9 protein-coding genes are annotated in these 13087 nt (G+C 48.4%); 4 read left to right on the top strand and 5 right to left on the bottom strand.

The window, feature by feature from the left end; genetic code table 11:
• Window positions 1-75: 75 nt before the first annotated feature.
• The 4 genes from rpsA to serC all read right to left on the bottom strand — a co-directional run bounded on the left by rpsA (window position 76) and on the right by serC (window position 5222).
• On the bottom strand, window positions 76-1755 hold the full coding sequence (gene rpsA / locus JK216_RS06495) for a 30S ribosomal protein S1 (protein WP_212706694.1): 1680 nt from the start codon (window positions 1753-1755) through the stop codon (window positions 76-78).
• Between the two features lie 127 nt (window positions 1756-1882).
• Entirely contained in the window at window positions 1883-2566 is a 684-nt protein-coding gene (gene cmk / locus JK216_RS06490; RefSeq protein WP_212706695.1) for a (d)CMP kinase, read from the bottom strand.
• A 210-nt stretch (window positions 2567-2776) separates the two neighbouring features.
• Window positions 2777-4057 carry a 3-phosphoshikimate 1-carboxyvinyltransferase gene (gene aroA / locus JK216_RS06485; protein WP_212711125.1) on the bottom strand — a complete coding sequence of 427 codons (1281 nt, stop codon included), beginning with the start codon at window positions 4055-4057 and terminating at the stop codon, window positions 2777-2779.
• A 79-nt stretch (window positions 4058-4136) separates the two neighbouring features.
• Window positions 4137-5222 carry a 3-phosphoserine/phosphohydroxythreonine transaminase gene (gene serC / locus JK216_RS06480; protein WP_212706697.1) on the bottom strand — a complete coding sequence of 362 codons (1086 nt, stop codon included), beginning with the start codon at window positions 5220-5222 and terminating at the stop codon, window positions 4137-4139.
• Between the two features lie 286 nt (window positions 5223-5508).
• Between serC and ycaO the strand changes: the two genes are divergently transcribed.
• The 4 genes from ycaO to pflA all read left to right on the top strand — a co-directional run bounded on the left by ycaO (window position 5509) and on the right by pflA (window position 11733).
• Entirely contained in the window at window positions 5509-7272 is a 1764-nt protein-coding gene (gene ycaO / locus JK216_RS06475; RefSeq protein WP_212706698.1) for a 30S ribosomal protein S12 methylthiotransferase accessory factor YcaO, read from the top strand.
• 342 nt (window positions 7273-7614) lie between these two features.
• Window positions 7615-8475: a formate transporter FocA gene (gene focA / locus JK216_RS06470; RefSeq protein ID WP_212706699.1), complete on the top strand. Its 861-nt coding sequence runs from the start codon at window positions 7615-7617 to the stop codon at window positions 8473-8475.
• Between the two features lie 92 nt (window positions 8476-8567).
• Complete coding sequence (gene pflB / locus JK216_RS06465) at window positions 8568-10850, top strand: formate C-acetyltransferase (protein WP_212711124.1); 2283 nt, start codon at window positions 8568-8570, stop codon at window positions 10848-10850.
• Window positions 10851-10992: 142 nt separating this feature from the next.
• On the top strand, window positions 10993-11733 hold the full coding sequence (pflA, locus tag JK216_RS06460) for a pyruvate formate lyase 1-activating protein (protein ID WP_212706701.1): 741 nt from the start codon (window positions 10993-10995) through the stop codon (window positions 11731-11733).
• Between the two features lie 47 nt (window positions 11734-11780).
• Here the strand turns inward: pflA and JK216_RS06455 are convergent, their stop codons facing one another.
• Window positions 11781-12932 carry an MFS transporter gene (locus tag JK216_RS06455; RefSeq protein WP_212706702.1) on the bottom strand — a complete coding sequence of 384 codons (1152 nt, stop codon included), beginning with the start codon at window positions 12930-12932 and terminating at the stop codon, window positions 11781-11783.
• Window positions 12933-13087: the final 155 nt, after the last annotated feature.

Raw genomic sequence — 13087 nt, 5'->3', positions numbered from 1 at the left:
ATTCCTTTATGGAACATTTGACAGCTGACCTGAGCGGACAACAACCGCGGGTTGTTGTCCGTCATTTCAGGCAGATTACTCGCCTTTAGATGCTGCTTTGAAAGCTTCAGCCATTGCGTTAGAGAAGTTGCTTTCGTCAGACTGTTTGTTGTTAACAGTTGCGATTGCATCTTTCTCGTCAGCTTCGTCTTTTGCACGAACAGACAGGCTTACAACACGGTTTTTACGATCAACACCGGTGAATTTAGCTTCAACTTCGTCGCCGACATTCAGAACCAGAGTTGCATCTTCAACGCGGTCACGTGAAGCTTCAGAAGCGCGCAGGTAACCTTCAACGCCGTCAGCTAACTCAACTGTAGCACCTTTCGCATCAACTGCCGTAACTTTACCAGTCACGATCACGCCTTTCTTGTTCAGGGTGATGTAGTTGTTGAAAGGATCTTCAGCCAGTTGCTTAACGCCTAAAGAGATACGCTCACGTTCTGCATCGACCTGCAGTACAACAGCGGCGATTTCGTCGCCTTTCTTGTACTCACGCACGGCTTCTTCGCCGGTCGCGTTCCAGGAGATGTCTGACAGGTGAACCAGACCGTCGATACCACCGTCCAGGCCGATGAAGATACCAAAGTCAGTGATTGACTTGATTTTACCTTCAACGCGATCGCCTTTGTTGTGAGTTTCTGCGAACTGCTGCCATGGGTTAGATTTACACTGCTTCAGACCCAGGGAGATACGACGACGTTCTTCGTCGATGTCCAGAACCATAACTTCAACAACATCACCCACGTTAACAACTTTAGATGGGTGAATGTTTTTGTTAGTCCAGTCCATTTCAGAAACGTGTACCAGACCTTCAACGCCTTCTTCGATTTCTACGAAGCAGCCGTAATCAGTCAGGTTGGTCACGCGACCCGTCAGACGGGTACTCTCAGGGTAACGCTTAGCGATAGCAACCCAAGGATCTTCGCCCAGCTGTTTCAGGCCCAGAGATACACGGGTACGCTCGCGGTCGAACTTCAGCACTTTAACAGTGATTTCGTCGCCAACGTTGACAATTTCGCTTGGATGTTTAACACGTTTCCACGCCATATCAGTGATATGCAGCAGGCCGTCAACACCACCCAGATCAACGAATGCACCGTAGTCAGTCAGGTTCTTAACGATACCTTTAACTTCCATGCCTTCCTGCAGGTTTTCCAGCAGTTGATCACGTTCAGCACTGTTCTCAGATTCGATAACCGCACGGCGGGAAACCACCACGTTGTTACGTTTCTGATCAAGCTTGATTACTTTGAATTCAAGCTCTTTGCCTTCCAGGTGCAGAGTATCACGAACCGGACGCACATCTACCAGTGAACCTGGCAGGAACGCACGAATACCGTTCAGCTCAACAGTGAAGCCGCCCTTGACTTTGCCGTTGATAATACCGGTAACAGTTTCAGCTTCTTCATACGCTTTTTCCAGCGTGATCCAAGCTTCGTGACGTTTAGCTTTTTCACGGGACAGCAGCGTTTCACCGAAGCCGTCTTCTACAGCATCCAGGGCTACGTCAACTTCGTCGCCTACCTGGATTTCCAGTTCGCCAGCTGCGTTTTTGAACTGCTCTGCAGGAATTGCAGATTCAGATTTCAGACCCGCATCAACCAGAACGATGTCTTTGTCGATAGCAACAACAACACCACGAACAATGGAACCCGGACGGGTTTCGATTTCTTTCAGGGACTCTTCAAAGAGTTGAGCAAAAGATTCAGTCATATTGATAATCTTCAGGATTCTTCAATTTAACGTCCATCTGACATCATTGTCGGATGGGGTTGTTTCACATACCCCGCACCATCCGTGGTACGGGGGTAAAGCATTCTGTCGGCGCGCTGGCCAGAACTCAAACGAGATCTTTCAACCGTGACCTGGCATATTCAAGTGTTTTTTCAATCACTTGCTCAATAGTCATGCCGGTAGAATCAATAACCAATGCATCCGCCGCAGGCACCAGCGGAGCCACGGCACGGTTACGATCACGGTCGTCCCGTTCTTTTATCTCAGATAAAAGGCGCTCAAAGTTAACACTAAAGCCCTTTTCCTGCAACTGTAGCATACGCCGTTCTGCTCTTTCTTCGGCGCTGGCATCGAGGAAAATCTTCACTGCGGCTTCAGGAAACACGACCGTTCCCATGTCACGGCCATCAGCAATCAGCCCCGGCGCTTCTTTAAAAGCCCGCTGCCGCCGTAAAAGAGCTTCCCGCACCCGCGGGAACGCTGCGACTTTAGACGCCGTATTACTGACATCCTGGGTACGGATTTCGCTGGTCACCTCTTCACCTTCCAGAATAACCTGCAGCTCACCGTCAACGGAGAGAAAACGCACATCAAGATGCGCTGCAATCGGAACCAGCGCTTCTTCCGAGCTGATATCCACGCGATGATGTAACGCCGCCAGGGCCAGCACCCGATAAATCGCGCCGGAGTCCAGTAAATGCCATTGCAGTTTCTCAGCAATCGCTTTACACAGCGTGCCTTTCCCGGCCCCACTCGGGCCATCAATCGTCATCACCGGGACCGTTGTCATTATAATCTCCTTTATCGCTGCTCTGGATTTCTCAGCATATAAATACACCGTTTGCCTTAAGTATACCTGTGGCGAACGGAAGTCGCAGTGACTTATTCCGCCACAGGGGCAAAAAAACAGAGTTTTCAGCTAAGACGGCAACCACCGGGTGAGATAAACCCGGCGCAACCGGACTAAATACAGACCAGAACAGAGAAAGTCCACTGATAATTAATGACTGACAGCAGCCAGCTGGTGGAAATAATCAGGGAAAGTTTTTGCTGTACATCCGGGGTCGAGAATAGTGACCGGAGTATCCGACAATGCAACCAGAGAGAAACACATCGCAATACGATGATCATTATAGGTTTCAATGTCTGCATGTTTCAGGATAGCAGGCGGCGTAATACGAATAAAATCATACCCCTCTTCAACTGTTGCCCCGACCTTACGTAATTCAGCTGCCATGGCCGCAAGCCGGTCGGTTTCTTTTACCCGCCAGTTGTAGATATTCGTCATCAGGGTAGTACCTTCCGCAAACAAGGCAGTGGTGGCAATAGTCATCGCCGCATCAGGGATGTGGTTCATATCCATCTCTATCGCCTTCAGTGCGCCACGGGTACAGGAAATATAATTATCCCCCCATTCAATCACTGCCCCCATTTTTTCCAGCACATCAGCAAAGCGAATATCGCCCTGTACACTGTTGCGGCCAATACCGGTGACACGGACAGTACCGCCTTTAATTGCCGCAGCAGCCAGAAAATAAGAAGCCGATGAGGCATCCCCTTCAACCAGATATTCGCCGGGAGACTGATACTGCTGCCCGCCCTGAATAACAAAACGCTGGTATTGCTGATTTTCAACCCTGACACCAAAACATTTCATCAGATTCAGCGTGATATCAATATATGGCTTTGAAACCAGTTCACCGGTAATGGTAATGGTTGTCGGTTCACTGGCTAAAGGCGCAGTCATCAGCAACGCAGTCAGAAACTGGCTTGACACACTGCCATCGACACTGATTTCGCCTCCATTGAACCCGCCGTTCAGGCGTAATGGCGGGTAGTTTTCATTTTCCAGATAGCTGATATCAGCTCCCCCCTGACGCAGAGCATCAACCAGGTGACCGATTGGACGTTCTTTCATTCGTGGTTCGCCGGTCAGGATAATATCTTTACCCGCCAGGCTTAAGGCCGCCGCCAGCGGACGCATCGCCGTTCCCGCATTCCCGAGGAATAACTCAACAGGAGCTGCGGCATGTAACGGGCCACCGATCCCGGTGACAACACATTCGGTACGATCTGCAGATAATGTATATTCAATCCCCAGCAAGCTCAGTCCATTAAGCATGTGCTTAATGTCATCACTGTCCAGCAGATTCGTCAGGCGGGTCGTTCCTTTGGAAATTGCAGCTAACAATAGCGCGCGGTTTGACACACTTTTCGAGCCGGGTAAATTTACCGTACCGTCAATACGGGCTACAGGTTGTAAGGTCAGAGAATCCGGCATGTCAAAAGTCACTCTTTATAAAAGATCAAAACCCCGCCACTGGCGGGGTAAACAAAAAGGCCAGTAAATCACCACTGGCTTAGCCATGGCGGCGTTCAAAATCGAGCATAAACTCAGTCAGTGCTTTCACACCCGCCAGCGGCATGGCATTGTAAATAGAAGCCCGCATTCCGCCAACCACCCGGTGCCCTTTGAGAGCATGCAGTCCGTGGCTGACAGACTCGTCCAGAAACAGCTTATCCAGCGCGGAATCTGCCAGCTGGAAAGGGATATTCATCCGCGAGCGGTTGCTGTCTGCAACATTATTACGATAGAAATCACTGTGATCAATGGTGCTGTAAAGAAGATCGGCCTTCGCCTGGTTGACTTTATCCATTGCCGCGACGCCGCCCTGCTCTTTCAGCCACTGGAATACCAGTCCGGACAGATACCAGGCAAAAGTTGGCGGGGTGTTAAACATTGAGTTATTTTCTGCCAGCACCGAGTAATCGAAGACAGAAGGCAGATCCTTACGGGCTTTACCCAGCAGGTCTTCACGGACAATAACCAGTGTCAGCCCGGCAGGACCGATATTTTTCTGGGCGCCGGCATAAATCACCCCGTAGCGGCTGACATCGATCTCACGGGATAAAATGGTGGAGGAGAAATCAGCGACCACTATTTTATCGCCGAAATCCGGCTGCTCATCAATCGCGGTACCATCGATGGTTTCATTCGGGCAGTAATGCACATAAGCAGCGTTATCATTCAGCTGCCATTGGCTCATGGGTAATAACGCAGTTTTACCTTCTTCAGTGACTTTAATATCAATAATATTCGGGGTACAAAATTTAGCGGCTTCTTTAACCGCACTGTGCCCCCAGTAACCACCATCAATATAGTCAGCCTGGCTGGCACCATTCAGTAAATTACCGGGTACTGCCGCAAACTGACCACGGCCACCACCGTGGCAGAACAATACTTTATAATTGGACGGGATTTTTAATAAATCCCGGAAGTCCTGCTCTGCCGTTTCAGCAACGCTGATAAATTCTTTGCTGCGATGGCTGATTTCCATTACTGAAGTGCCCAGACCCTGCCAGTTAACCAGATCCTGCTGTGCACGACGAAGTACTTCTGCTGGCAACATTGCCGGGCCAGAACTAAAATTATACACCTGCGTCATTTATACTCACCATGGTTACATCGAAACGATTATCAGATACCTGTCGGTTGTATCACTGCCTGAAAAACGCTGCAATAATTAATCGGTCTGCAGGACGATTTTTATGACTCTCCGGTTAATCCCCTGACCCTGATGTTTATTTTTTTCCGGACAACGGCTTATTTCGGCTCCGGGTAACGGAGTTATAACGGGGAGATTTTACTGTCGGCTGATAGCGGTCATCGTATAAATTCCGTATCATTACCCCAACACATCTGTTTATCACTCCCCGGGAGAACGCGGCACTATGACGCAAACATTTATACCAGGCAAAGATGCCGCTTTAGAAGACTCTATTTCACGGTTTCAGCATAAGCTACAGTCTTTAGGGTTTACTATTGAAGAAGCTTCATGGCTGAATCCGGTTCCGAATGTCTGGTCAGTCCATATCCGCGATCGTGACTGTCCTCTGTGTTTTACCAATGGCAAAGGTGCCAGCAAAAAAGCCGCCCTGGCTTCTGCGTTAGGTGAATATTTTGAACGGTTATCAACGAACTATTTCTTTGCCGATTTCTGGCTGGGTGAAACGGTCGCTGGCGGTGACTTTGTCCATTATCCGAATGAGAAATGGTTCCCGCTGACTGAAGACGACGATTTACCGGAAGGACTGCTGGACCCTGCACTGCGTAAGTTCTATGACCCGGACAATGTCCTCGGTGCCAGCCTGCTGGTTGATCTGCAGTCAGGTAACGATGACCGGGGAATCTGCGCACTGCCGTTTATCCGTCAGTCAGACAAGCAGACCGTCTATATTCCGATGAATATTATCGGTAATTTATATGTATCCAATGGTATGTCAGCCGGTAATACCGCCAGTGAGGCACGGGTTCAGGGTCTTTCGGAAGTCTTTGAGCGTTACATTAAAAACCGTATTATCGCTGAATCAATCAGCCTGCCGGAAATTCCACAGACAGTCATGGCCCGTTATCCGGCGGTTATCGAAGCTATTGCACAACTGGAAGCCGAAGGTTTCCCGATTTTTGCCTACGACGCCTCGCTGGGCGGCCAGTATCCGGTGATCTGTGTGGTGTTATTTAATCCGGAAAATGGTACCTGTTTTGCTTCTTTCGGCGCCCATCCTGATTTCGGCGTCGCGCTGGAACGCACCGTTACGGAACTATTACAGGGCCGCAGCCTGAAAGATCTGGATGTGTTTACTCCGCCAACCTTTGATGATGAAGAAGTCGCAGAACACACTAACCTGGAAACACATTTTATCGATTCCAGCGGCCTGATCTCCTGGGATATGTTCAAAGATACTCCTGATTATCCGTTCGCTGACTGGTCCTTTTCCGGTACCACCGAACAGGAATTTTCGACACTGATGAATATTTTCCGTGCCGAAAATAAAGAAGTGTATATTGCCGACTATGAACATCTGGGCGTATATGCCTGCCGGATTATTGTTCCCGGCATGTCTGATATTTATCCGGCCGAAGATTTATTGCTGGCTAACAACAATATGGGATCCGGTTTCCGTGAAACTTTCCTTAGTTTACCGGGCAGCGAATGGCAACCTCAGGACTACCTTGAACTGATTACGCAGATGGATGACGAAGGCCTGGACGATTTTACCCGGGTACGCGAACTGCTGGGTCTGGCGACGGGCAAAGATAATGGCTGGTCAACCCTGCGCGTCGGTGAACTTAAAGCTATGCTGGCACTTGCCGGAGGCGATCTCGACCAGGCATTGATCTGGACCGAGTGGACCATTGAATTTAACAATTCAGTCTTCAGTGCCGAACGGGCTAATTACTACCGCTGCCTGCAGACATTACTGTTGCTGTCACTGGAAGATGAGCGGACCCCCGGCGAATATCTGACCGCCTTTAACCGTATGTACGGCAGCGATGCGGTAGAAGCTGCGTCTGCGGCAATCAGTGGCGAAGAACCTTTTTATGGGCTGCAGAAAGTTGACTTGTCTCTGACTGCTTTCCCTGCCCATCAGTCTTTACTGGCGGCTTATGAGAAACTTCAGGCCGCAAAACGTCAGTACTGGTCAGAAAATTAAGTCTCCGCCGATTCTTTGTTAAAAAAATATTTACAGCGCCTTCGACCGGCGCTGTTTTTTTGCCCCGTCTGTTTATATTTAGCTGTAGCTCCCTCTCCCGGCGCATAATCATGCCGTTTTTAGTCTTTATTGTTTAATCATCTGGCGACAACACCCGGTTAATCAAAAAATAAAATAGTTATTAAAATAAATTTTAACCTTTATTTTCAATGTATTATGATATATCACTGACCAAAAAAGACAGTTTTAGCAGACCGGCAACGGTTAAAAGTGATCCAGGTCAATTCTCACAAACAGGCCATTTGATACTCTGGGCACAGCGAAAACTCTGAGGGGATTTGTGTGAAAACGGACAATCCTTTTGATCTGTTAATGCCGGCAGCAATGGCAAAAGTTGCCGAAGAAGCAGGTGTCTATAAGGCATCAAAACCACCATTAACCACCTTTTTCCTGGCAATTAATGCAGGTGTTTTTATCTCCATCGCCTTCACTTTTTATATTACCGTCACTACCGGTAGCAGCGAATTACCTTATGGTATTTCGCGACTGATTGGCGGACTCTGTTTCTCTCTCGGGTTGATTCTGGTGGTCGTCTGTGGTGCTGATTTATTCACTTCAACCGTTCTTATTGTGGTTGCCAAAGCCAGTGGGCGTATCAGCTGGGCTCAGCTCACGCGCCACTGGATTATCGTCTATTTCGGAAACCTGTTTGGCGCGTTACTGTTTGTGGCACTGATTTGGTTATCTGGTGAACATCTGGTGGCTAATGGATTATGGGGCCTCAATGTACTGCAGACAGCCGATCATAAAATGCACCATACATTTGTCGAAGCCGTTGCCCTGGGAATTCTGGCCAACTTACTGGTTTGTCTGGCCGTATGGATGAGCTATTCCGGTCGTTCACTGACAGATAAAACCCTTGCCATGATCCTACCGGTGACTATGTTTGTTTCCAGCGGGTTTGAACACAGTATTGCCAATATGTTTATGATTCCGATGGCTATTGTCATTAAAGATTTTGCTTCTGCTGATTTCTGGCAACTGACCAGTACCACAGCCGGACAATTTTCCACACTGACTCCCTGGCAATTTATTACCGATAATCTTATTCCCGTTACTCTGGGGAATATTATTGGTGGCGGTTTATTAGTAGGGCTCACGTACTGGATTATTTACTTGCGTAAAGATAATAGTGAAAACTAATTTATCAATACTACACTGAACATAGATTTTGTACCGGCAGGTCACGTACCGCTGCCCGTACGCTGAATTCAACTTAACAAGGCAGGTATCTCATGACTGAACTTAATGAAAAAATGAACCAGGCGTGGCAGGGGTTTGCAGCCGGTGAATGGCAAACCAGCGTTAACGTCCGCGATTTTATTCAGAAAAACTATACACCTTATGAAGGCGATGAAGCCTTCCTCAGCAACGCAACAGATGCCACAACCACATTGTGGGATAAGGTTATGGAAGGTATTAAAATCGAAAACCGGACCCATGCCCCGGTCGATTTTGATACGGATCTGGCTTCAACAATTATTTCCCACGACGCAGGCTATATCAACAAGTCACTGGAGAAAATTGTCGGTCTGCAAACGGAAGCGCCCCTGAAACGTGCCATTATTCCCTACGGTGGTATCCGTATGGTTGAAGGCTCCTGTCAGGTATATGGCCGTGAACTCGATCCGACACTGAAAAAAATATTTACTGAATACCGTAAAACACATAACCAGGGTGTGTTCGATGTCTACACACCGGATATTATGCGTTGCCGTAAGTCCGGAATTCTGACCGGCCTGCCGGATGCCTATGGTCGCGGCCGTATTATCGGTGATTATCGCCGTGTTGCACTCTACGGTATTGATGCACTGATGAAAGATAAACTGGCCCAGTTTGGCTCACTGCAAAGTGACCTCGAACAGGGTAACGCTCTCGAAGAAACTATTCGTCTGCGCGAAGAAATTTCAGACCAGTATCAGGCTCTGAAAGATATGAAAGAAATGGCCAGCCGTTATGGTCTGGATATCGCCTCTCCGGCGACGAATGCCCGTGAAGCTGTGCAATGGACTTATTTCGGTTATCTGGCTGCCGTAAAATCACAGAATGGTGCGGCTATGTCATTCGGCCGTGTTTCAACCTTCCTGGATATCTATATTGAACGAGACCTGCAGGCGGGCATTCTGAGCGAAGATGAAGCACAAGAGCTGATTGACCACCTGGTGATGAAACTGCGGATGGTTCGGTTCCTGCGTACCCCGGAATACGATGAACTGTTCTCCGGCGACCCGATCTGGGCAACCGAGTCACTGGCAGGTATGGGACTGGATGGCCGGACGCTGGTCACTAAAAGTACATTCCGCTTCCTCAATACCCTCTATACCATGGGGCCTTCACCTGAACCTAATATGACTATTCTGTGGTCAGAACAATTACCACTGAATTTCAAAAAATATGCGGCTAAAGTGTCCATCGATACGTCATCTATCCAGTATGAAAATGATGACCTGATGCGGCCTGACTTTAACAGTGATGACTATGCCATTGCCTGTTGTGTCAGCCCGATGATCGTCGGCAAACAGATGCAGTTCTTTGGTGCCCGCGCTAACCTGGCGAAAACCATGCTGTACGCGATTAACGGCGGGGTGGATGAAAAACTGAAAATTCAGGTCGGCCCCAAAGAGGCCCCGATTACCGATGAGATCCTCGACTTCGATACTGTGATGGCCCGTATGGATCATTTTATGGACTGGCTGGCAACCCAGTACGTCACAGCGCTGAACGTCATTCACTATATGCACGATAAATACAGCTATGAAGCTGCTTTAATGGCTCTGCATGACCGTGATGTTTACCGCACTATGGCATGTGGTATCGCAGGACTGTCAGTCGCGGCTGACTCCCTTTCTGCAATTAAATATGCCAAAGTTAAACCGGTTCGTGACGAAAATGGCCTGGCTATTGATTTCGAAATCGAAGGTGAGTATCCGCAATTCGGGAATAATGATGCACGGGTCGATGACCTGGCCTGCGATTTAGTTGAACGTTTTATGAAAAAAATTCAGAAACTGAAAACTTACCGTAACGCGGTTCCGACCCAGTCAGTACTGACCATCACCTCAAATGTGGTTTACGGTAAAAAAACAGGTAATACTCCTGATGGCCGCCGTGCCGGAGCACCATTCGGTCCCGGCGCGAACCCGATGCATGGACGTGACCAGAAAGGTGCTGTCGCTTCCCTGACATCAGTGGCAAAACTGCCCTTTGCCTACGCTAAAGATGGTATTTCTTATACCTTCTCTATTGTCCCTAACGCGCTGGGTAAAGATGATGATATCCGTAAAGCTAACCTTGCAGGACTGATGGATGGATATTTCCATCATGAAGCCGCTATCGAGGGCGGACAGCACCTGAATGTCAATGTAATGAACCGTGAGATGTTGCTGGAAGCGATGGATAATCCGGAAAAATATCCACAGCTGACCATCAGGGTTTCGGGGTATGCTGTTCGCTTTAATTCACTGACCAAAGAACAACAGCAGGACGTTATTACCCGTACGTTCACTCAATCAATTTAATACTGGTTAACCAGGTTAAAAAGGCTCCCGGCCGGGAGCCTTTTTACTCTTCCTGTTTTATGCTGAATATAACAGCAACTTATAAACACCTGTCAATGCCGGCCTGCGAGATTACCGCAGCTCACCCCGGAGGAACCATCGCATGTCAGTCACTGGTCATATTCACTCTGTCGAATCCTGTGGTACCGTCGACGGACCAGGTATTCGCTTTATCGTTTTTTTTCAGGGTTGCCTGCTACGCTGCCTGTATTGCCATAACCGTGATACCTGGGATACTCATGGCGGCCAGGAAGTTACCGTACAAGAACTTATGGATGACCTGCTTTCCTATAAACACTATATTGCCGCCTCCGGTGGCGGGGTTACCGCGTCAGGCGGTGAGGCTATTTTGCAGGCTGAGTTTGTCCGCGACTGGTTCAGAGCCTGTAAACAGGCGGGTATCGATACCTGTCTGGACACCAATGGGTTTGTCCGCCGCTATGATCATGTAATCACTGAACTGATGGAGGTCACCGATCTTGTCATGCTGGATCTGAAGCAAATGGATGATCAGATACATCAGAAACTGACCGGTGTTTCAAACCACAGGATGCTGGAGTTCGCAGAATATCTGCATAAAACCGGTAAACGCACCTGGATACGTTATGTGGTCGTGCCCGGGTACACAGATGATGATCAGTCTGCGCACCGGCTGGGGCAGTTTACTGCTGCAATGGACAATATCGAAAAAATAGAATTACTGCCCTATCATGAACTGGGTAAACATAAATGGACAGCAATGGGCGAAAAATATCCGCTGGAAGGAGTAAGTCCTCCGCCGAAAGAAACCATGGAACGGGTAAAATCAATTATTGCCAGTTACGGCCATAACGTTATTTACTGAATATGCAGGGGCCGCTGGCCCCTTCTTCAGACACAAGCGTATCCGCCTTACGCATGAGCGACCGGTGTTGTCTGATGATCCGCTTTACGCAGTAACATCAGCAGATAGACAAACGAGACTGCCGCAATCATGGTAAACAACACATTATCCGTGAAATGCTCCATCAGTAATGATGTCATTCCCGGCCCGACCAGACTGCCGACTGTATAGCTGAGTAACAGGGTCTGATTCATTGCAATCAGCTCATGATGCGCAACTTTTTCACATGCCCAGGACATAGCCACCGGATACAACGTAAAACAGGAGCATCCCAGAATAAACAAAGCAGGCACCATTGCCAGCTGAGTTAACATTCCTAATGCACCCAGTATCACCATAAAGACCTGCACACGCAGTACCATCAGACGACCAAAACGGTCGGCCAGTCGGCCTACAGGCCATTGTCCGAGAATAGCCGCACTGACCAGTAATGCCATCCAGTAACCCACGTTCGCATCGCTCATACCTTTGTGAGACAGGTATAATGGTAACAGTCCATACAGCGAGCCCAGTACAACGCCTGAAAGAATACAGCCGTTAATACCCAAACGTGATGAATGGCGGGAAAACATTTCACGGATATTCGGCGAGGCTGAATTTTCTGCGACTTCAGGCGGGTTAATCCGCGCAAAAAATAACGGCAGTACAGCGACCATAATGCACACCACCAGCAGAGGTATCATAAATCCGGCGGCATCAGAAACCAGACTGACCAGTAACTGCCCCAGCACTGTGGCGATATAATAAACAATCATATACGCAGCCAGCAACCGGCCACGATTGCGTAAGGTCCCTGAACAGAGCAAAGCGCTTTCAACAACCACCCAGATAAGGGCACATCCGGTACCTGCCAGAAAACGCCATACTGTCCAGCCAGTAAAACCACCGGCGATTAATAAAGCGCAGGTCGCCACAGCAAAAATTGCGGTCGCTATATAATAGCTGCGGTTAAAACCGAGGGTTGTGATAACTTTCCCTGCAATCACCGTCCCGAGTAAATTGCCGGTAAAAAAAGCAGAACTCACCACACCCACCTGCCAGGTAGCAAATTGGTCATGGGTCAGCCAGAGAGGCACCAGTGTATTTAACACCGCAATTGCGATGGTCAATAACAGCAGACCGGAGAGCAGAAGCAATACAGGACGGGACCATGCAGACATAGCCATAACCACAAAGAAAGTAATAATTGTGGCGAATAATGGCACTACTATTTTTAAAGTCAATTAGCAAAAAACAGCAGAGCATTTTTTGCTGAAAAAAGAAATTTAAACCGCGGGGAAAGATTATTTAGGAGTTATAAATTTATTGTTTAATC

This window comes from Tatumella sp. JGM94, assembly GCF_018257595.1.
In the GTDB taxonomy this organism is placed as follows: Bacteria; Pseudomonadota; Gammaproteobacteria; order Enterobacterales; family Enterobacteriaceae; genus Tatumella; species Tatumella punctata.
The sequence above is the reverse complement of the archived record's forward strand: the minus strand, read 5'-3'. Positions and strand labels throughout refer to the sequence as shown.

Excerpts from the sequence above, each read along its gene's own strand:
- rpsA (WP_212706694.1), bottom strand. The coding sequence starts at position 1,755 with ATGACTGAATCTTTTGCTCAACTCTTTGAAGAGTCCCTGAAAGAAATC.
- cmk (WP_212706695.1), bottom strand. The coding sequence starts at position 2,566 with ATGACAACGGTCCCGGTGATGACGATTGATGGCCCGAGTGGGGCCGGG.
- aroA (WP_212711125.1), bottom strand. The coding sequence starts at position 4,057 with ATGCCGGATTCTCTGACCTTACAACCTGTAGCCCGTATTGACGGTACG.
- serC (WP_212706697.1), bottom strand. The coding sequence starts at position 5,222 with ATGACGCAGGTGTATAATTTTAGTTCTGGCCCGGCAATGTTGCCAGCA.
- ycaO (WP_212706698.1), top strand. The coding sequence starts at position 5,509 with ATGACGCAAACATTTATACCAGGCAAAGATGCCGCTTTAGAAGACTCT.
- pflB (WP_212711124.1), top strand. The coding sequence starts at position 8,568 with ATGACTGAACTTAATGAAAAAATGAACCAGGCGTGGCAGGGGTTTGCA.
- pflA (WP_212706701.1), top strand. The coding sequence starts at position 10,993 with ATGTCAGTCACTGGTCATATTCACTCTGTCGAATCCTGTGGTACCGTC.
- JK216_RS06455 (WP_212706702.1), bottom strand. The coding sequence starts at position 12,932 with ATGTCTGCATGGTCCCGTCCTGTATTGCTTCTGCTCTCCGGTCTGCTG.